Genomic DNA, 22,130 nt, shown 5'->3' with positions numbered 1-22,130 from the left:
ACCTATAAATTAACTATTTAAAACAGTATTAACTTAAAATATTAGAATAATGGCAGAGAATTTATGGCCAATAACCAAATTTCATTTTACAGTTGAAGGAGCAAACTTCACTACTGGTTTTCAGGAAGTTTCAGGTTTAGAAATTTCTTATGATCCTATCGATTACAGATCTGGTGATGATCCGACTTATTCAATGCAGAAAATTCCCGGATTGAAGAAGTTCACTTCTATCACTTTGAAAAAAGGTGTATTCCAGGATGATGATGCTTTCTACGAGTGGATTAAGGATACATTAGCTAACCCTGACAGAAGAGAGACCCTTACTATCAACCTTTTGGACGAAGAAGGTACTCCTGTTAAAACCTGGACAGTGGTTAATGCATTCCCTGTGAAGTATCAAGGACCAGACCTTAACGCTACAGATAACAACGTAGCAGTTGAGACTCTGGAGCTTGCTCACGAGGGTATCGAAATGTAATAAATGATCAAAATCCGGAGCCTGGGTAATTAATGCCTGGCTCTGGATTTTTTATTGTTGAAGTTGGAAGGGAATGAAATGTCGGATTTTACCGACACTATAAACCAAAAATTAAATGGCCGATAATCCATTAAGTAATTTTTTAGATCAGCGACCTGTTACAGGACTTCATTTTAGGGTCAGTCTTGCAGATATGGCTGGTGCCGCCAGTATGCTGGCAGGAGGTGTTGCAGGAACGAAGTTCAGCAAGGTTTCGGGACTGAAAGTATATGCATCTATCAATGAAAAAGAAGTCTCTAAATCGGATGGTCCAGAAACATTTATTGAAGATATAAGATATGACGATATTGTTTTGGAAAGAGGGTTGACCTCAGAACCTACTCCGTTTACAATATGGTGCATGCAGGTCTTTTCAGAGTTTGCAAGATCTAAGGGATCTAAGGATGGTGCAGCAGCAACAGGTTCCTTTGCTGCCAACATGACTTCCATGAAAGGAATGGCCTCTGTTGTTAAAAACCTGGTAATTACCCTTATGAATGAGAAAGGAATGCCGTTGGTTGCCTGGGGTGTAAAAGATGCAGTGCCTATATCATGGGATGTATCTCCTTTTGATGCTATGACCAATTCATATGTCAATGAAACCATTAAGCTTAAGCATAAAGGTTTTGAAATAATCCCTATACCGGGTGCAGGAATGATTTAAACGTGGAGTTATGGCTATTGAGATTAAGGAGCTTATAATAAGAATTAAAGTGAATGAGGCAGCCTCTCAAAAAAAGGAAATAATCAGAGAGAGGGAAATCCAGCACTTAAGTAAAAAAATTATTGACGAATGCGTTGAGCGCGTTCTGGATAAACTAAACAGAGTAGAGACCAGTATAGAAAGGTAGCATGGCAAAATTAAAAATAGAATCATACAAGGACGAAAAGCTTGGAGCTAAACTGGGTTCAATGGAATTGATGTTCAACCCATCAACATTGTCATTATCCCATAGTATAGACTATCATGATGAGCCAGCACCTAACAGGTCATCTCCTGAGGCCCGTTACAAAAAGACAGAACCGGAGATCCTAAGCTTCGAAATAATGTTTGATGGTACCGGAGTAGCGGCAGAGCCAACTACTGTTAGTGAAAAGGTTGAGACCTTTAAGGAGCTTACCTATTATTACATAGGAGATACCCACCAGACCCCATATGTGAATGTAATTTGGGGAGATATAAATTTTAAAGGCAGGTTAAAGAGCCTTGATATAAAACATACATTATTTGATACAGAGGGTACGGTTTTACGCTCTAACCTTACCGTTTCATTTACCAATACTATGGACCTTGAAACTGAGGCCAAAGAGAGCGACAGGCAATCTCCTGACCTTACCCACGTTCGCTCGGTAAAAGCAGGTGACACTTTGCCTCTATTATGCAATGAAATATACGGTGACCCAGGTTTATACTTAAAAGTAGCCAGGATCAATGGTCTGACTGATTTCAGGAATTTACAGCCTGGTACTGAGGTTACTTTTCCACCAATTAAATAAGTATTGATTAAATGGCCCAATCACTATCAAAGTTAACTTCAGGGTTAGTCACCTATACTGTTTTAATAGATGGAAAGGAGATAAAGGCGTCATACGCTGTACTCTCAGTTAATGTATTCAAAGGAGTAAACCGCATATCTGTTGCCAAACTGGAGATACTTGATGGCGGCACTACTTCTGAGGATGATTTTTCCGTTAGCAATTCAAAAAGCTTTAATCCTGGCAAGGAAATAGAAATAAAAGCCGGCTACGACTCTAAGGAAGAGACGATATTCAAAGGGGTTATCATTAAACATAGTCTGAGGGTAAGCAGAGGTTCTTCCTCCCTTCAAATAGAGTGTAGGGACATTGCCGTGTCCATGACTATAGGCCGGAAAAATGCCGTTTTTCTAGATAAGAAAGACAGTGATATTATTTCCGAAATTGTAGGTAATTACAAAGTCCAAAAGAAAATAGCTGCTACTAAATTTCAGCATGTTGAGGTTGTCCAGCATTACGTTACTGACTGGGACTTCGTACTTATGAGAGCCGATATCAATGGCTTGATCGTTATTACTGATGATGGTACCCTGAATATTCAGGAGCCTGATCTCGGAGGTACTCCTGTTGTAGAAGTGAAGTACGGCTCAGACATGATCAGTTTCAGCGGGGATATTGATGCCAGATCGCAGGTATCCAGTATCAATGGTGTATCCTGGGATATGGCCAATCAGAAGATAGCTACTTCTTCTTCAAACTCTGCCAAAGATGTTCCACAGAGTACACTAAAATCTTCGGAGCTGGCCAAGGTAATAGGTTTGGACAAGTATACTTTACAAACCGCAGCGAATGTCCCTCTTGGCGTATTAGATTCCTGGACTGCGGCAAAACATCTAAAAAGCAACCTTTCGAAAATAAAGGCTACCATGAAGTTCAGGGGAGTGGCCACTGTAAAGCCAGGTTGCCTGCTGGAAGTTACCGGATTAAGTGAGCAGTTTAACGGAAAGGCTTTTGTAGGAGCTGTTGAACACAGGATCGAGGACAGCGAATGGATAACGGAGGTACAGTTGGGCGTATCATCAGAATGGTATGCCGAAGAAACACCGAATATTGATGCCCCTTCGGCCTCAGGGCTGTTCCCTCCTGTAAAAGGACTACAAACAGCTATAGTTAAGCAGATACATGAAGACAAGGACGGCCAGTACAGGGTAAAAGTTGCGCTGCCCACACTTGAAAAGGACAACCTTACCATCTGGGCCAGGCTGACCAATTTTTACTCTACTAAAGATGCCGGATTATTTTTCTATCCGGAGATAGAGGACGAAGTGATCGTCGGCTTCTTAAATGAAGACCCTCAGAGTGCCATCATACTAGGGTCTGTTTACAGTTCGAAAAACAAGCCGGTTTATACTCCTGAGCAGAATAACTATATCAAGGGATTGGTTACCAAAGGCCAGTTAAAGATAGAGTTTGATGATGAAAATAAGATAATGACAATTATTACTCCTGCGGAGAATAAAATTGTCCTGGATGATAAAGAGGGGATGATAACAGTTATGGACAAAAATTCAAATAAAGTGGAGATGTCCAAAGACGGTATTCTGATGGATAGCCCGAAAGATATCACCGTTAAAGCCGGTGGCAATATTATGATGGAGGCAAAAAGTAATATTGAAATGAAAGCTACAGGCGATGTGAAGACTGAGGGGATGAATGTGACCAGTAAAGGAAAAACGAAATTTGCCGCGGAAGGTGCCATGACTGAGGTGAAAGGCTCAGGACAAACGGTGATCAAAGGCGGTGTAGTAATGATAAACTAAAAAGATAAGCAATGCCACCAGCAGCAAGATTAACAGATATGCATACTTGCCCTATGGTTACGGGTACTGTACCCCATGTAGGAGGGCCAATATCCGGACCGGGTGCGCCGACCGTACTCATTGGAGGTATGCCGGCAGCAGTTGTAGGAGACATGGCCACCTGTTCAGGGCCTCCCGACACCATAGCCAAAGGTTCCGGCACAGTGATGATAGGAGGAAAGCCTGCCGCAAGAATGGGGGATACCACCGCTCATGGCGGATCCATTGTTCTGGGATGTATGACAGTGATCATTGGAGGTTAGTTAACCTTAAAACCAATAAAATTGAATGAAACATAAAAAGACATTTTTAGGAGTAGGCTGGAAATTCCCTCCGACTTTTGATAAAAAAGCAGGTAGTGTAATACTTGTTTCGGAAGAAGAGGACATCCGGGAGAGCCTAAGAATACTTTTATCGACCAAGAAAGGAGAGCGTGTAATGCTGCCCGAGTATGGATGCGATATGCACCATATGGTTTTTGAATCGATCGATAATAACCTCATCAGTGAAATGAAGAGGATTATTTCGCAAGCGATCCTATATTTCGAACCTCGGATTATACTGGAGGAAATCGTAATTGATACCGGAAGACATTTGGATGGTGTACTTGAAATCAACCTTATCTACACCGTCCGAAAAGTGAACAAAAGAAGTAACATGGTATATCCATTCTATATTCTTGAAGGTACCGATGTACGATATGAGGCTAAGCGTTAACGCTTCTTGATAATAAGACAGGTAAGGAACGGCCTGGAATTTTGCCTTGGGCAGAGTTGAAGCTCGTTCTGTTTACCACCGAAAAACTAACTTACATACATGAAAAAAGTTGATACTAAGAGCATAAGGAGCGGAACTTCACAGGAAAACAGGTTTCTCAAAGCCTTAGATTTTGACTATGTTAAAATAGATGAGCGGTCCTTCGAGGACCTTCTGGTCTTTGCCTACGGATTCTCAAAGCTTATTAATTTTTATAACCCGCAGGGTCAGGTTGATGGTGACTGGTCAGATTTTTTAAATGACGAAACCGTCATATTGGCGACTATCATTGATTCTAACCCTACTGAGATAGAGATCAGGTTTAAGAACAACCTGCAGAAGGCCAATCTGTTTTTGAATAAAAAGAAAAAGCTGACCTACCTGCAGAAGTGTTTTGATGAGATCTATGGAATAGCTGCACGTTTTGAGGCATGGCTGCAGAAGCTAAAAGCCGTTGAGAGTTTTACCAATGAGGAAATTGGTATTCGCAACGAAGTTATTAATGCTATTTCATCCAAGCTTAGCGGGGCTCTGCGCAAACTCAGGACTTTTGATGGTCTCGCTGAGGACAAGAGCGCTTTGGGTACAGGCATGGAGCTGGATTACAGCATATTTTCCAGCGTGTGGAAGCTTGAAGAGCCTACCGAAGAAGACTTTGCCGTAACAGGAAAGACAACTGTAGAAAAGGTCAAAAGCATCACTGAGGTTCTCGATCAGGTGTTTCAGGAATTCTATGAAACCCTGCTATACCTTAAAATAAAAGCGCCGGAGCATCTTTCCCAATCTCTGAAAAGCGATAAACATTACCCGGAGGTAGCCCTCTTTCTGGCCTTTTTAAAGCTATTTAAAATAGCCCAGGGTGATATAAACAATCTCAATAAAAGGCACCTGGAATTTTACTATTCGCAGGTACTGAAACAACAGCCCAAGCCGGCCGTGTACGATAAAGCTTATCTGAAATTCAGCCTATACGATACGGCACTTTCTGCAGAAGTAAAGAAAGGCACGGAGTTCCTGGCTGGTATGGATGAGGAAGGTAATGATATCATTTATAAAGCTGATCATAACCTTATCGTTAACAAAACCAAAATTGAGAAGCTTAATACGATATATATCAACAACAACCCTTTAAATATTAAAGGGGTTAAAAAGGATCTTTACAGCAATATTTTATCTTCCCGGATACCTCTGGAGAAACAGATAACAGAAGATGAAGCACAACCCCGGCTTAAGACTTTTGCTACATTCGGGGAAAACCAGGAAACCAAGGGAGAGGATGAGAAAACCATGTCCACTGCCAATATTGGTTTCGCCATATCCTCACCAAACCTCCTGCTTAGTGAGGGGGACAGAGAGATCAGCCTTACATTCCACTTTACAAATGACTCCTTTGCGAAACTTCAGCAGTACCTGAAAGATATTGCCTATGTGAGCAATGCGGATGAGAATGAAACTTTCATTAAAATATTTATGGAAGCATTCTGTATCGATATATCAACAGATGGTGGCTGGCATAGGGTTGACAACTATGTGGTCAAGCGCAACCAGAGCAAAAGTACACTGACCCTAAGCTTTGATATTAAAAGTTCGGGACCGGCAGTGGTAAATTTTGATAAGGCACTACATTCCGGTGAGTTTGATCATAAAGCACCGGTTATCCGATTTGTACTCAACAGTGATGGCTACATATATCCGTTTAGCCTTTTAAAGAGCCTCGTGCTTGACAGGTTGGTTATAGATACCCATGTAAAAGGGATGAAGAACCTGATGCTTCACAATAACGTCGGAGAGATTAATGCTGATAATCCATTCTATCCTTTCGGGCCTATCCCCGGAGTTGGGTCATACCTGCTTATTGGTAGCAATGAAATATTTCAGAAGTCAATTAACGATTTAAAAGTTAATATTGAATGGTACGATCTGCCTCGTGGTAATACAGGATTCAAAGAGTATTACGACAATTATGGGTTGGATATTGACAATGCATCATTTGAGGTAGATATGTCCGTGCTGGACGGAGGACGTTGGTTCCCCATGCAGCCGTCGGAACGCCAGCGTTTTAAACTGTTCAGAACAACAGACGATCCTCTGGCAGAGGAACCAAAGCCGGAAGGCGAGCTTCATGATAAGACATTTATTGATAATGTTGATATAGACATTATCAGCCGCACACCAAACTATTCTAAGATTAATGACAGCCTCACCTATAATAATATGGTGCAACGAGGCTTCATTAAGCTGGAGCTGACAGGGCCTCAATTTGCTTTTGCGCACAGCGTATATCCTACGGTGCTGTCAAAAATGGCCACGAAGAACATCAAAAGGTCATTCCTTAAAAAGAAAGACCCGGATGAAGACGAGGTGCCGAATCCGGCATATACACCGCTGATCAAGTCATTGTCACTGGATTATGGTTCGTCATCAGTAATCTCATTTGACCGGTCCAAGAAGAATGATGAGACCAGCTCTGTAGGATGCCTGTTCCATATTCACCCATTCGGTGAGTGCCTTACTTTCCCCGATAACTCTAAACAGAGCACTTTGCTGCTTCCTGAGTATGATTTTGAAGGTTCCTTGATCATAGGGTTCTCAGGCCTTAAACCACCACAAACAGTGACCATGCTTTTTGAAATGCATGATGAATTCACCGTATCTTCTGAGGAAGATCCGCCACTGATTGAATGGAGTTATCTGGTCAATAATGAATGGGTTCTCCTAAAGCCTTCAAGAATATTGAATGACCAAACCCAAGGCTTTTTAAGGACAGGTATTATCAGTATCGAGTTGCCATCTGACCTGACCAATGGAAATACTATCCTTGACCCGAATCTCCACTGGATAAGAGCTGTGGTATATAAAAACATAGATGTAGCTTCCAAACTGGTAAGTGTAACTACTCAGGTGCTTACAGCTACTTTTGATGATGTGAATGATACAGCAGTAAAGGGGCATCATTTGGATAAACCTTTGCCTGCCGGTTCTATCAGAAGGTCAATGAACAACATTGTTGGTATTCAGTCTGTAGAGCAGCCGTTGAAGTCATTCAATGGTCTGCCTGAAGAAAAGCCGCAAAAGTTTTATACCCGGATAGCTGAAAGGCTCCGGCATAAGAAAAGGGCCATTACCGCCTGGGATTATGAAAGACTCATTCTTCAGAAGTTCCATGAAGTATATAAGGTTACCTGTCTGCCTAACATGACAAGTAATAACCTGGACTCTCCGGGTAGTGTGCTTATAGTGGTTACACCTTATAATACTGACATGGCGAACCCTAACGAGCCGATGGCAAGCAGTGAATTGCTTTATAAGATCAAGTCTTATCTTCAATCCTTTGTTTCGCCGTTTGTAAAGCTTGAGGTGCGTAACCCTAATTTCGAAAGGCTCAAAATTATTTGCTCCGTTAAATTCAAAGAGGGATATAATTTTGGTTTTTATATTCAGAGATTAAATGACGAAATTAAGCGCTACATATCCAGAAGTATATTGGATGGTGACAGAAGCGTAGACCTGGGAGGAAGGATCAATACTTCGGATATACTTAGCTTTATGAGAACGCTGCCTTATGTCGATTTCATCACCAAGTTCTCGATGATCCAGACTGCGCGTGATTTTGGTGGCAGGCATATGTTGCTGGATACCGCTAAAGAGGGGGATCCTAAGCCATACCTGAATGCGACTAAGCCATGGTCGGTGTTGGTGTCTGCAAACGTGCACCAGATCACGGTATTGAATGAGAAAATGGAACAGCAATCGCGTCAGGCCGGTATTAATTACCTCGAGCTGGGTCAGGATTTCATTGTAGAGTAAAAATTATATAGTGCTATTATAAATTAGATTATGTCTTTACAAAACAGGGATACATTAAAAGGATTTTTCAGAAAAGGCAGAATGCCGGCTGAAAATCATTTCAATGATTTGATTGACTCTATGATCAATAAAGTTGATGATGGAGTGGCCAAGTCTTCTGAGGAAGGCCTCATGCTGTCACCTATAGGTGCATCAAAGAAGCTTTTGAGCTTTTACAAAAGTATTGAGGACAAAAGCCCGGCCTGGAGTATGGCAATAGGAGAGGGAGACGGCAATCTCAATATTAACAACCACCTTGGAGACTCCATAGTATCTATCAAAAGTGAAGGTAAAGTAGGGATCAACAATGACGATCCAACCTATGAACTGGATGTAGAAGGCACTATAGGTATTAAATCAAGAATAGGTACACGCTATCAGGGGAAAATCCCTGCCGATGGGGAGTGGCACCCTGTGCTTACAGGTATGAACGGATGCCATGCACTTGAAATTGTAGCAGGTGTTGGTAAGAAAAAATCCGGCCGTTATGCTTTGATCCACGGTCAGGCACTTAGTACATACGGTAAATCAAAGAATAAGATCAACATCACGCAGGCGTATTATGGTGTTCGCAGTAACAGGATAGAGCTGAAGTGGACCGGAACGACCTATGACTTTAATCTGGAGATGAGAACAAGGTCAAATTATGAAGGTAACTTTTTTGTACGATACTATATCTCTGACTTATGGCTCGACCACTTCATGGACGAGGGCGTAGAACTGGAGTAAAACAGATTGAACCTGAAAGGCAGGAACTGAAAAAACAGTAAGCATGGAAAAAGTAAAGTTTGAAGTTACGCTGGATGAAGCGAAAAAGATATTTGAAGCATTGGGAAAACTGCCCTTTGCCGAAGTCTATGAGTTGATAGGAAAGCTTAATGATCAGGCCAATGCTGGCTTTAAAAACAATGCCACTGGCAATAGGGAAAATGGGTATAACACAAAAGATCAAAACGATTTTTTGAAATAAGCAATTAACAGCCATATGGAGGAACCATTATTTATAGGTAAAGAAGAAGCATTAAAACAAGGTGAGGACTTTGATTATTTAAGGGCTGAAGGTATTAAGTACATTCAGGAACTTACCGGCTCATACTGGACGGATTATAACGAGCATGACCCGGGTGTTACTATCCTGGAACAATTGTGTTATGCACTGACTGACCTGTCTTTCAGAACGGAATTCAAGATTGAAGACCACCTGTTTGATGACAAGAACAGGGATCATTCCTTTCTTAAGCCCAATGAGATCCTGCCATGTAACCCGCTTACTATCAATGACTACAGGAAGCTTATCTTTGATTCTGTCTTTGAAATAAGCAACGTATGGATCCAACCTATAGATCCTGCCGAAAACTCGATCAATGGCCTGTACAAAATACTCCTTGACCTTGATGAAGGAGTTAAGGATAAAAACACCAGAAACAATGTAATTGCCAAGACAAAAGATGTTTTCTGCGATAACCGCAACATCTGTGAAGATATTGAAGAAGTAAAGATATTAGAGCCGGTTTACGTATCCATTCATGCCGATGTAGAAGTTGACGGCATGCATGATATTGAGTCGATACTGGCCCAGATCTTTTTTAAGGCTGATGAATATTTAAGCCCGGAAATCAGGTTTTATTCATTGAAGGAATTGCTCAATGAGGGACTTCAACTGGATGAAATATTCAATGGCCCTCTCTTGAAACACGGCTTCATTAAATCTGAGGAACTATATCCGAAACCGGATAAAATACTCATCTCGGAAGTCACAAAGATCATTATGCAGGTAAAAGGCGTGGTGAGTGTGAAAAACCTGTACCTGAAAATTGGTGATGAGATCTATGAAAACCAGGTAAACATTGAGGAACACCAGATAGCCAGGCTGGTAACAGATGTAGAGGACAAAGCCTCCAAGCATCCGATCCAGTTCATGCGGGGTGTAGTTAACTACAGTTCTTTAGATGGCAAAGTGGTTAAGCGTAAGCTCAATGAGATGAAATCGGCTACCAAACGGGTTTACCGTCTTTCAGAAGGTGATATTGAGCTCGATAAAGGAAAAGAGCTGCATATTGAGGATTATTATTCATTACAAAACCAATTCCCGGTCACTTATGGCATAGGAGAATATGGTATACCTAATTCACCTTCTCCTTTGAGAAGGGCCCAGGCCAAGCAGTTAAAAGGATATTTGCTGATCTTTGAGCAGATAATTGCTAATTACCTGTCTCAGTTGGCCCATGCCAAGGATCTGTTTTCTGTCAGGAAGAATGTAGGGCAAACTTACTTCTTTCAGTCCCTGGACAATGTGCCTGATGTAGAGCCTCTCTACAAGGATGAATCAGGAATTGTAAATGACCCGCTGCTGAAAGAATACAACCTGCCTGCTAACTATAAAAAGGGTTTAGGCGAACTCGTCCGGTTAAACGACAACTTCGTAGACCGAAGGAACCGTTTCCTTGACTATCTGCTCGCAGTACATGGGGAGTCTTTCTCACAGTATTCGTTCTCCCAGTTTAATCACTATTTTGATGATAAAGAATTTGAGTTACACCTGATCCAGAGTAAGGTAAGGTTGCTTAAGTCATTGGACACGCTGAATAAGAACAGGGCGAGGGCATTTAACTATAGAAAAAAGAGTATTGATACCGACAACATCACAGGTATGGAGGCCAGGATCGCCATACTTATGGGGTTAGGTGTCAGCAGCATTAATGAGGTCAATGAATACCATGCCCACTCATTGCTCAATCACTATACTGAGAAAGGCTTACAACTAAAGTCAGAAAGCAGCAGCAAGGCTGAAATCAAGTCATGGAGTTCCAGAGGTAGTTTGAAATCAGCTAAAATTGAAGTAGACTATGTACTAAGGTATTTCGACTATGTAGATGAGGAAGAAATAAACCTTAACGACTTTGACGAAGAGTATAAGCTCAACCTGCTCAAGCAGACACTACCTTTCAAAAGTAAAACCATGCTTACCGACTTCCTCAGGGAAGGAATGGACCTGATCAATTTCAGGATAGGTAAAGGAAAGGATTCCGGAGAGCATCATGTAGTTTTCAATAAGCCATCTACTGATGAGTGGTTGCTTATAGCATCGTCAAAAACTTATGAAGATGCCTTGATAAGTGTACTTGAATTGGTAAACACGCTGAAAAAACTAAATATGCAAAGCGAAGGTTTGCATATGGTGGAGCATACTTTGTTACGTCCGGAGGTAACAGATAAGAGGTTTGGAATCTACCTTCTGGATGCTGATCGTAAAAGCTTCTTTAGAAGTACAGGTTTATATACCTTCAAAGAGCGCGAAAAGGTTATAGAGGCCCTGAGGCCGGAGATAAAAAAATATGAGAACTACTCTGTTGAGCGCAGGGAGGATGGTGACTTTGAGGTGCATTTTAAAACCAGCGATGGCAAGATCCATTTGGTAAGCCTTGCATTCAGAGCGTCGGTTGAAAAGACCCACGAAAAAATGGAAAAGCTTTACAGGCACCTTTCCGATACAGATGATATTATACCTTTCGAGCATAAAATAGGGCTCTTCGTTCAGCATTCTGATGAGAGCAGAAGGATACCTGAAGAGTTCTACTCGTTTAGAGTAAGTGTTGTGTTCCCTTCATGGACTAACAGGTTCAGTGATGATGAATTCAGGTCCATAATAGAAGACACTGTGAATATGCACTCCCCGGCTAATATCGCTTCTTCTATTTTCTGGTTCGATCCAGCGGACATGGAGACCTTTGAAAGTCTATATTATAGCTGGATGGAAGAGAAAATGAATGAGAATGGTACCAAGGGAGATGGTAAATATAAAGCTGAGCTTTCTGAATACCTGTTCTCACTTTATGGAATAGAGAGCTAAATCTTATGGCCGGAGGGTTATAGTTGAGATAACCTTCTGGTTTTCAACTATGGCCGATAACCTCCATACCATACAGAAACAGTCGTTTGAAGTTGATTTTCCTTCTGAAAAGAAGGCCTATGAGTTTCAGGAGCGGTTTAGTAAGCTGGTAAAAGGAGGTATATCCAAAGTCATTGAGACTGTTTTTGATAGGGTAAATCCGGAAGATGCCATACTAAGAATATCAAAACTTGAAATTGACCTCGGGACAGTAGACCTGAATAATCTTGAGAAAGAAGTTGTTTTTAAGCTTGAAAGGGAGCTTTTAAGAGCCCTGGAACGTAAAGCTTCAATGATAAAAACGCAGCCGGTAAAGGGAGAGGATGAGCTAGTCACAACTCAAAAATCACTACTTGAAGTCTTTATCTTTTACCTGCAAAGTGGCACATTGCCATGGTGGGGTAGATACATTCGGGAGCATGGAGTAGGAATAGATCAAGTGTTTGATCTGCTGCTGGAAAAGGATACTGCAAATACCATGAGGGAAGTTATCCCTGAGCTTAGGACCAGATCGGTCAGGAACCGTTTTATTAGGCAGTTTAAAGATGAACAGTTGCTCCGCTTTGTCGAAGTGATATACACTTCCAAAAGCCGTTTGTTTAAGGATTCTTTAGAAATAATTACCTCAGTTTTTAACAGTCTGAAAATCACTTCCCCTCAGGTTAGTCGTGTGCCTGTACGTGTGATCTTTTGGGAGTATGTGATAGAGACATACATTGCTATCTCGCCTGGAGCTTCCGTAGAGATGCATGATAAGCCTTTTAATGATAAGCTGGTATCTTTTATCATATACCATCCCGAGGTAAGCCAAAGAGAGCTACGAAGCGCCGTGTTTGCTACTGCGTTGAAACCTGAGGCCAAGGGCACAATCGTGGAGAAAGCGTTGAAGCAGGCCCTGAGAAAAGTGGAGCCGGCAAGGCCTGAGAAAGAGCAGGTGAAAGAGTTAGCCAAAGAAGATATAAAGGAATGGATAGGGAAATGGTATGAGAAGGTTTCAAAACAACAGTTTGAAGCCTTTCTGCAAAGGGAATTAGCCGCGGATAGCCAGTTTGTAATACAGTTTATAGAAAATGCAATCAGGCTATTTAAAACGCAAGGCATAATTCAGTCAGAAACCACTCTGTTGAAGGCCTTCTACCGTTATGTGGTTGATTACATTTATGTCGAGAAGAAAGGCAAGGTGGGCAGCTTAAGTAAGGTTGATTTTTTATCTTTCACTGCTGATAAGATCGCCGACCACGTGAAGATCGAGCCTGCACGGGCTGTGGAGGTACTCAGTGAAACCTATGAAGACGTCACTGAAAAGCCCAGGAAAAGAACCTATACCCAGCAGGAAATAATCCGTTTCTTTTTACTTTTCGGGGCATTGCCTGCACAAACTAAAATACGTCGGTTTGAGGATCTAACTGCTATTATCATGCAGTTGGAACCTGCGTCGGTCAGAGAAATTATCTCAAACCTTGACCCTCTTATCTTACCCTTGGTTGCAAAGCGCGTGCGCTATCAGTTTGAAGACAACATTGCCGAAAGTATTTTTAAAGCGTCACCGGAGCTCAGGCTTGCGGAGATTGTAGAAGAGAGCTTTGAATCACCCTTGGAGACTACATTATCAAGGCTCAGTGAGCAACAAGGCAGGTTGTACGGACAGCTAAAACAATTGATGGAAAGCGGGGAGAAGGATTTACCGGAGGAGGTTCAGAAAATATTGACTGAGGCTGTAGCTGAGGCGGAGGCACTTGGTTTTATCCGTCAGGGGAAATTCCCGGCATCGGCTACCGGAACGGAGCCGGCTTTAGGGCTTGATGTACAAACCAGAAGCAGACTGGTGGCAGGAATATACCAGCTCTTAAAGGAAAAGCCAGGGGTGTTTGCCGATACTGTTAAGAAGGCAGTACAGGAGGAAGAGATACGTACGCTTTGGATAAAACATTTGCCTGATGACCTGTTAATGCGGATTGCCCATGTCATTGCTCCGGCGGCTATTGAAGAACGGGTACAGTGGGTTGATTTGCTTATTGCCAGGGAGATAAAAGAAAAGTCATACAGGGTCACGCAAATGGAGTTAAGGCAGTTGGAGTGGAAGCACATACTAGCGTCAACCACGGAAGAAATAAAACGGCTGGTATCGCTCCAGGAGGAGTCCATGGATGAAACTAGAAGGAAAGAGAGAGCAGAAGCTCAAGAGGAACGTGAAAGGATAGACGGTAAGGAAGCCGCGGAAGAGGAGTCAAAAGCAGCGTCTGCTGACAAGGCGGTGAAGGAGGAAGAAGAAAGAAAAAGAGAAGAGCAGAAAAAGGTCAAAGAGGAAGAGGAGAGAAAGAAGATGGAAAAGGAGAGACTGGAAAGGGAGAAGCAGGAGAAGCTGGCCAAACGATTGGGCAGGGAGCCTATTTATATCAATAATGCCGGGCTGGTTATACTGCATCCTTTTTTGTCCCGGTTATTTAATATGCTGGAACTATTGGAGAATAAGAAATTCAAGGACACTGCATCAGCTCATAAAGCTGTTCATATCCTTCAATATATAGCTTATAAGGATGACAAAACCCAGGAGTTTGAGCTTGCTTTGAACAAGGTACTTTGCGGCCTCGATATCTTTGAACCCCTGGATAATGCTTATGCCCTTGAAGATAAGGAAAAGGAGCTGTGCGAGAGCCTTGTCAATGGGGTGATTCAGAACTGGCCGACGTTAGGAAAAACTTCTCCGGATAATTTTCGGGTATCTTTTCTGCATCGTGAAGGCAGACTGGAGCAGGCCATGAATGGAGGCTGGCAGCTTTATGTAGAGCAGAAGGCCTGGGATGTATTGATGGACACCCTGCCGTGGTCGGTTAGCATGGTAATATTACCATGGATGGAAAAGACCCTTGCGGTAGAGTGGAGGTAAGCATTTTAGTAAAAACTATGATGCATTTACTGTATGTTCTGTTTAAATTTACCTATTAATAATGAAAATGGATTTTAATCTGATTAAATTGATCTCTATGTCTACTAAAAAGATCTTATTTCTGGTTGCCTTTACAGTGTGTGGGTTATTGGCGGCTGATGGCTTTGCTCAGAGTGTTGAGGAAGCGGTAGAGAAAACCGCTAAGGATGCGGCAAAAACCGCCATTGAAGAGGTGGAGAGTGAAGTAAACACAAAGCTGGAAAAGAGGAAGGCGAAAAAAGACAAGAAGAGAAAGAAATTGGAAGCCAAGCCGGAAAAGGAGGTAATAGAGGCTCAGAAGAAGGCCACTAAACAAGAGGCTGAGGAACAGGAGCAACCCCAAACCCAGGTACAGGAAAGCCAGCCAGATAAGCCGGAAGAGAAGAGTAGTAACGAAGTGCCAGCCAATGGTGACAGGACACAGGCTTATCTTGAAGAATTTAAGAAGCTTGATGTAAGCTATATTGGAAGTACGCAAAACTGCGTAGGCTATAATGTATATGCTATTAAATATAAAAGAACCTGGTTTCTGGCAACCAATGTCAATGAATCTCCTGTATTATCCGTTTTTGTAGAAAAGCCACCAAGAACGGAAGATGCATTTCCGGTTGCTTCCCCTTTTTTAGTAGAAGGTTTGAAAGGAATTCTGGTCAACCAGTACGCTAAAAAGAAAAACAGGAGAAAGAAAGTAAAAGATCTGCAGTTGTACGGCTTCTACAAACTTAAAAGGCCAGGAAGGCAGGCTGCAAAAGGTTTACTTCTCATTGAGTATCCGAAAGAACTTAATAAAGAACCTGATTTCTTCCTCTTTAAAATGTTCTATGACATGTTCAACAAGAAAAAAGAAGAGATGAAGCCAGATCCAAATATTCAAAAGCAATTTGAGGATAAGTTAAAAGCACCTCTGGATAAGGCGAAAGAAGAACTCAGTACAGTCTCAAAATAAATCAAAGTCCCGGTAAAACCGGGATTTTTTTTATTTATAACATCAGTGCTGCCTGGAGCATTTGCCAGAATAATAGCGAACCAAGCTAATTGTTGCAGATCTACTTAACTTTCAAAAGGGTGATGGCCTCCACCCCGGTTTTTTGTTTGCCTATCCCGTGGTCAGAGAACAGACCGTAGATGGAGCAGAGGACAGACCATGAAGAGCCTTAGTAGATTGACAACGTTAGCCCTCAGGGGGCAATCTATCACAAGAGGTGTAGCCTTTGTTCATTGAATGAGATAGAAGGCCTGAAATTTCTGCAGTTTGGCAGTACCACTTCACTTAAGATTATTGACGAGGGCTGGAGCTGCATTTGTATGGTATCAACTCTATGGGGTTACTGCTTAGGAAAGATAAATGACTCGAAGTGGGTTATGTTTTTCTTACCCGTCGCAGGGCGGTAGCTCACAAGGCTGATATTAGGCTTATCTGAGTATTCTAAGGGCGCGAATGAGGGTGGAGGTGCCTTGGTCAGACGCAAAAAAAAGAGGGGCAAATAACCCCTCCAAATGCCAGTATAATTTGTTTAAATTCTTATTCACCTCCATCACCGGGGGTGCTTCCTTTGTCATCAGTTTTTATGAACTCGACCACATTGTTGTTGTTAATACGGGATGTTCCTAAAATGATCAGCCCACGATCTGTCGATTCCTTCACAAAGTTACCGTAGTCATCATATTCCCCACCCATTGTTTTAGACCATAGTAGTTGGCCCAGGGAGTTTGTTTTCAGAAGGTATATGTCACTTGTACCTCCCGATGTAAGTGTTTTGCCCACAACGGCATAACCACCATCAGAAGTTCTGGCCACTGAATTACCCTCCTGTGACAGGGTGGAGGCAAGGTCTGCAGCCCATTTAAAAGCTCCTTTATCGCTTATATGAACAAGTAATACATTGGACTCTCCATTGTTTACAAATGACCTTCCGGTGATCACATAGCCACCTGTGATCTTTTTCATGTCGCTGGCTACTGACTGGGCACTGCTTATTTCTTCCTGGTAGGTATAATCCCATATTAAGCTTCCAAGTGAATCCGTAGAGACAATTCTCATATTCTGGGAGCCATTTCTGTTGAGCGTTCCACACCATACTAATTCGCCTGCTTCATTTTCTACAACAGAGGTTACTGCATCAAACTCATCGATCAAGCCGTAGGTGTTGCTGAACATTTCGGTACCCGAACCATCTACTTTAGTGATCAGCATATCCTTATCAGTCGTATTGTTTTCAATAGTTCCGATTAAAAGATATCCGCCCGATACCGAAGGTATGATACCAAGGCCTTCTTCATTCTTGGTGCTATCCCCATAAGTAAATGAAGCTACTTCTTCTCCCTCAGCATTAACTTGAAGCAGTAAAAAGTCAGTAGTACCGTTTGAGCGTGTAGTGTGGCCAAATATGAACGCATCACCATTAGACAGCAACTCAATGTCCTTGCTAGTCTGGGCCAGAGGTTGTTCTATCTGCTTTTGCCAGATGCGGTTGCCGTTGGCATCAGCCTTGACAATGAAAATATTGGTACTGCCATCTTCTGTGGAATTTGTAGAACCCGTAAATAAAAAATCACCGTTTTCGGTTTCAACGGCAGCATAGCCATTTTCATCATTTACATCTCCGAAAAATTTGATGAATTGTCCCGAATCATCAGGTTCTGCAAAAGGGTCAACCTCGCAGGATGTACAGGCCAGGATCGTTAAAAATGACAGCGCTGTTGTATAGATAAGGTTAAAAGAGCTTTTCATGTTTACTTGATAATCTAACTGGGTGCTATTTTTTTAATTTTTTGGATAACAACTTGGGCTTGTACTTTGGAATTAGATACCCTATGGTAAATGAGTAATTATTCATACTAAAGTCATTGTCCACGTACAGGTAGTCATAGACCAGCGTTGTATTTGCAGTCCTGTTATCCGGGTTTACGACATTGTTTAAACCATATGAATAGCGGAAATCAACGATCAGATAACCTCTGCCTATGATGTTTTTTAGCTTGGCCCCTGCGCCAACAGCGGCAGCATAGATAATGCTGTTACGCTGGTCTGCAAGATCAATTGAAGGACCAGACACCTCCCGCTGGTTTTCCCCACTCACGGCATCCTTTCGGACTACATCTGCCTCAGAACTCAGCAGGTAGCTGACCGAGCCACCCAGATTGACGAAGGGAGTGATATTCTTGTCCTTTCCAAAATTCCCGATGTTATATTTCACAAAAACAGGAAGTTCCACAAGAGTTTGGGTTTCCTCAAAATTGACATCGGCAAAACCTAATATCAGGTCGCGGTATTGGTACTTTTTCTGACTGAAATAAAGCTCAGGAGCGATTGAAACCTTTTTATTGATGGGTACTTCCAAGGCAAGGCCTACATTGAACCCTGGTATATAGTTGTATTTCCCTCTTTTTTCGGAAGAGTCATCTAAGCTAAAATTCCTGGAAACATTAACCGCAGTAATATTACTGCCTGCCTTACCTCCCAAAAGGTAAACAGGGGTTGTCCGGAAGGAATTGTACAAATTTATAAACTCCGACGGATCCGCAACTACATCTATTTCATATTCAGGGTTTAAAGAAAGAAATGAGGTCATGGCTTCAACTGCCTTGTCACTTTCGTTGAAATACAGATAGGTATTTACCAGCAGTTTATAAGCTGCTATTTTCTCTTCTTTGTTAAAACCTGATCTCAGACATGATGCGAGCTGATCCGGTACAAGATCGATACGCCCCCTCTCATAAGTTAACTGGGCTTCTCGTAAGGTTTGGGAACAGCTACTCTGAGTTTGTTGTGCATGGGCTTGTAAACCCAAAGCTGCTGAAATGATTATTGTAAATAAGGTTCGTTTAAACATGGTTATTATATCGCCGTATATTTCAGGTTGAGTAATGTAATGTTTAGGTGATAATTATAATCCGTTGTAATTCCGGCAAGTTCTCTCATAGGGAATGTCAGTAGTATCAGCCACAAAATCTTCCCATTCCTTCAGCTCCATATTACGACTGATCTTGCCACAAATAATGTTGGCCATGCTTTCTATTTTTGTAGGCCACATCCTGATCCTATGGTCTTTACAGCCAGCCAGCAGGTAATCCCCGTTCGGGCTGAATTCTATTGACCAAACCCAGTCATCGTGATCATCGAGAATGATAGGAGGATCATTAAGCCTTTCGGTATTCCAGATCCTAACCGTGGCATCAAAACTTCCTGTTGCCAGTTTTGAATTGTCAGCACTAAAGCGGATGTTGTTTACACGGGCAGAATGCTTGTCAGAAATAGTCAAAGGCATGTTGTTTCTAAGATCCCACACCCTTACGGTACCATTTTCATTTCCTGCCGCAAGCATTTTTCCATCATTGCTAAAAGCTACCGATACCATGTCTGAGCGTGTGCGTATGTCTTCAAAGAAGATGTGCTCCTCTTTGGTGTCCATATTGATAAAGGTTATTTGTCCCTTGATCTTGGCCGTTGCAATTACCCGCTTTTTAGGGTTAAGCGCAATAGAGTTAATCTTTAAATCACTTTGGGTTATTTCTTGTGGGGTTATAACCGTTGTTTTTGTGATCTCATTAGGAATATTCCATAACAATATCCTTTTATCCTCCCCAACAGATATAAACTGATTGTTGGAAGCAAATTCTAAATACCAGGTAGACCTGATCTTTTCATTCTGGCCAATCAGAAAGAGCTTTGGATCGCCCGGATTGGTTACACTGTACAATTGCAGGTAGCCGTAATCCCCACCGGTAACCAGCCATTTTTTGTCAGGGCTGAGTGCCATAGACTTATTGATTTGTCTGTCTGTATGCGATTTTACCGTTGTAGGGTTGGCTCTGTCATTCAGGTTCCAAAGCAATATGGTTCCGTCACTACCTGTTGAATAGATTTGGTTGCGGGAGCCTGGTACGCTGGTTAATACCCTTACGTTATCCGTATGCTTGATTAGCTGGTTGTAACCGCTGCCCTGAAGTTTTTTCACGGCATAGTATAAGCCGCTGTAAATATCGGGATCTAACGGGTTGCCACCATTTTCGCTGTTGAATTTGTAAGCTTGTTGAGCTACAAGCCCCATTTCTTCGGGGTCTGCAATCTGCAATGACTTAATGGCCATAGACCTTGCAATGGATAAAAGCCGCAAGTTGTAAGCATCTTCTTTAGCGATATCCGCAATATGTTTTTGATTTAGGGCGTCATTTTTGGCGCTATCAGCCAGAATAACCGCATCTCTGGCTATTCGTTCATTTCTTCGGGCTTCCTGCATAGCACTTGTCGCAATCTCTTTTTGTTGCAATGCTACTCTTCTACTGGAGTCTGCCTTGATGGCGGCAAGTCGTGCCTGCTCACCTTTTTCAATGGCCTTGATCCTTGCACTATCTGCTTTTATCTTCTCTTCACCGGCTATTATCCGCTGTTTTTCTCCATACAAAAAGAAACCAAAAGCAATCAGGAACGCAAGACCAAATACTCCAGTGGTTACTTTTGCAATAAAAAGCCTTCTTTTTTGGATCTTTTGCTTATTGCGCTGTTCTTTCTCATACTCATTTTTACTGTACTCGAGGAACAGCATAGCCCTTTCGTAGCCAGGGTTATAGCGTAGTCCCCATGACAGTGAAGGTTTATGGGTGTCAAGCCAGCTCAGCGCCAGTTGAAGATCCGGTGGCCTCCAAAGGCCGGCTTTTCCAAGCTGGTGCATTTCTGCTGCCTCGCAGAGCCTTAAATAGAGTTTGGCAGACTCGGATTCATCATCTACCCATTCCCTTAAATTGGTCCATATCCTCATCAAACTTTCATGAGAAATATCGACCATGCTATCCTCAGTCAACGGAACGTTGTACGGAGGCATCAATAAGGTACGACCGGCTGCGCGGAAATGTTCAACAATAAACATCACCTCTTCCGTGGTTGCCCCTGTAATTACAGCTATTTCCTGCAATCGGGTAGGCCTTCTTGTACCCCGGCCACCATCACCTTTTTCGGTGATATTTTTAAATATCTTTTCACATAATGCCTGCTGCTTCTCATTCAGCTCATAAAAAGCCTCATTGGCATGGATGGAAAGTGCCTTCTCCATACCTCCAATAGCCTCGTAGTGGGCAAAGGATATCTCATCTCCTTTGAAGCTGTTTTGCAGCCAGTAGTCATATGTACGCATGAGCGCATGCTGCATTACCGGAAGGGAGTCTGCATCATCGCCAACATCGTTCAGGATTTTCTGTACGAGGTCTTCGTCAATGGTAGCCCCTACAGTTTCGATAGGACCTATGATAGCCTTCTTTTTCTCCAATCGGGTCATTTGAGGGATAAGGAACTGGCTATCATTAATTTTATCAGTAAACTCAGGATATTTTGCGCAATCACCAACAAAATCAGATCGCATTGTAATAGCCACGTAAACGGGCACCTCGTTCTGGCTGATTGCAGCTATCAGGAGATTTAGGAAAATACTGACATCATCGTAGTTGCTATCATTCTTCTCCCTGTACCTGAAAATCTCTTCGAATTGATCAATGTATATCAGTATGTTCCTCCCGGAAGCCTTATACCTGTTGCCGGCAATGTTGATCAGTGCATTTTCATTTTTTCTGAAGCTGCTTACCGTATTCTCTATTTGCTGTTGAGCCGTATCTTCATCAGCATATTCGATCTTTTCATGCAGAAGGGCTTTAGCCATATTTTTAAGGGCAGAGTTGCCCGGACGAAAATTGACTGCTTCCCACTTGGAACCCCTGGCAGTTTTATAGTCTTTAAATAAAATAGGCAAAATACCGCAGTTGATGAACGACGACTTACCAATGCCTGATGTACCGATAATGGCTACAAAATGATGTTCAATAAGCTTGTCCAGTACTTCACCAATTTGCTCTTCCCTGCCAAAGTAAAGA

General features: G+C 42.2%; 16 protein-coding genes. 13 read left to right on the top strand and 3 right to left on the bottom strand.

Translation table 11 applies throughout. The annotated features are described in order from the left end of the window. The first annotated feature begins 49 nt into the window (after window positions 1–49). From E1163_RS22360 to E1163_RS22300, 13 genes are all read left to right on the top strand, one after another. Entirely contained in the window at window positions 50–478 is a 429-nt protein-coding gene (locus E1163_RS22360) for a phage tail protein (protein ID WP_155174698.1), read from the top strand. Window positions 479–593: 115 nt separating this feature from the next. Beyond that, the gene (locus tag E1163_RS22355; protein ID WP_155174697.1) at window positions 594–1,181 is read left to right on the top strand and encodes a phage tail protein; all 588 of its coding nucleotides are present in this window, start codon (window positions 594–596) and stop codon (window positions 1,179–1,181) included. A 10-nt stretch (window positions 1,182–1,191) separates the two neighbouring features. Next, window positions 1,192–1,368, top strand: coding sequence for a DUF5908 family protein (locus E1163_RS22350; RefSeq protein WP_155174696.1), 177 nt, complete (start codon window positions 1,192–1,194; stop codon window positions 1,366–1,368). A gap of 1 nt (window position 1,369) precedes the next feature. Further along, window positions 1,370–2,014, top strand: a complete 645-nt coding sequence (locus E1163_RS22345) for a CIS tube protein (RefSeq protein ID WP_155174695.1) — start codon at window positions 1,370–1,372, stop codon at window positions 2,012–2,014. Between the two features lie 11 nt (window positions 2,015–2,025). Continuing rightward, window positions 2,026–3,813 carry a type VI secretion system tip protein VgrG gene (gene vgrG / locus E1163_RS22340; protein ID WP_155174694.1) on the top strand — a complete coding sequence of 596 codons (1,788 nt, stop codon included), beginning with the start codon at window positions 2,026–2,028 and terminating at the stop codon, window positions 3,811–3,813. Window positions 3,814–3,824: 11 nt separating this feature from the next. Continuing rightward, complete coding sequence (locus tag E1163_RS22335; RefSeq protein WP_155174693.1) at window positions 3,825–4,115, top strand: PAAR domain-containing protein; 291 nt, start codon at window positions 3,825–3,827, stop codon at window positions 4,113–4,115. Between the two features lie 25 nt (window positions 4,116–4,140). Further along, on the top strand, window positions 4,141–4,569 hold the full coding sequence (locus tag E1163_RS22330; RefSeq protein ID WP_155174692.1) for a GPW/gp25 family protein: 429 nt from the start codon (window positions 4,141–4,143) through the stop codon (window positions 4,567–4,569). 99 nt (window positions 4,570–4,668) lie between these two features. Beyond that, window positions 4,669–8,415, top strand: coding sequence for a baseplate J/gp47 family protein (locus E1163_RS22325; protein ID WP_155174691.1), 3,747 nt, complete (start codon window positions 4,669–4,671; stop codon window positions 8,413–8,415). Window positions 8,416–8,445: 30 nt separating this feature from the next. Continuing rightward, window positions 8,446–9,183 (top strand): hypothetical protein, encoded by a 738-nt coding sequence (locus E1163_RS22320; RefSeq protein ID WP_155174690.1) that lies wholly within the window; start codon window positions 8,446–8,448, stop codon window positions 9,181–9,183. A 43-nt stretch (window positions 9,184–9,226) separates the two neighbouring features. Next, a complete protein-coding gene (locus E1163_RS22315) occupies window positions 9,227–9,424 on the top strand; it encodes a hypothetical protein (protein ID WP_155174689.1) in 198 nt (65 codons plus the stop codon). Window positions 9,425–9,439: 15 nt separating this feature from the next. Then, window positions 9,440–12,304: a hypothetical protein gene (locus E1163_RS22310; protein WP_155174688.1), complete on the top strand. Its 2,865-nt coding sequence runs from the start codon at window positions 9,440–9,442 to the stop codon at window positions 12,302–12,304. A 49-nt stretch (window positions 12,305–12,353) separates the two neighbouring features. Then, window positions 12,354–15,230 (top strand): contractile injection system tape measure protein, encoded by a 2,877-nt coding sequence (locus E1163_RS22305; protein WP_155174687.1) that lies wholly within the window; start codon window positions 12,354–12,356, stop codon window positions 15,228–15,230. A gap of 97 nt (window positions 15,231–15,327) precedes the next feature. Further along, a complete protein-coding gene (locus tag E1163_RS22300; RefSeq protein ID WP_155174686.1) occupies window positions 15,328–16,215 on the top strand; it encodes a hypothetical protein in 888 nt (295 codons plus the stop codon). A 576-nt stretch (window positions 16,216–16,791) separates the two neighbouring features. Here E1163_RS22300 and E1163_RS22295 read toward each other — a convergent pair. The 3 genes from E1163_RS22295 to E1163_RS22285 all read right to left on the bottom strand — a co-directional run. Then, on the bottom strand, window positions 16,792–18,000 hold the full coding sequence (locus tag E1163_RS22295) for a hypothetical protein (protein WP_155174685.1): 1,209 nt from the start codon (window positions 17,998–18,000) through the stop codon (window positions 16,792–16,794). A gap of 25 nt (window positions 18,001–18,025) precedes the next feature. Then, window positions 18,026–19,102 carry a porin family protein gene (locus tag E1163_RS22290; protein ID WP_155174684.1) on the bottom strand — a complete coding sequence of 359 codons (1,077 nt, stop codon included), beginning with the start codon at window positions 19,100–19,102 and terminating at the stop codon, window positions 18,026–18,028. Window positions 19,103–19,156: 54 nt separating this feature from the next. Next, a partial coding sequence (locus E1163_RS22285; protein ID WP_155174683.1) for a WD40 repeat domain-containing protein occupies window positions 19,157–22,130 on the bottom strand: 2,974 nt, incomplete at its 5' end.

The sequence above is a fragment of the Fulvivirga kasyanovii genome, from assembly GCF_009711405.1.
Lineage (GTDB): Bacteria > Bacteroidota > Bacteroidia > Cytophagales > Cyclobacteriaceae > Fulvivirga > Fulvivirga kasyanovii.
Note: the sequence above shows the minus strand (reverse complement) of the source record. Positions and strands in the feature narration are given on the sequence as shown.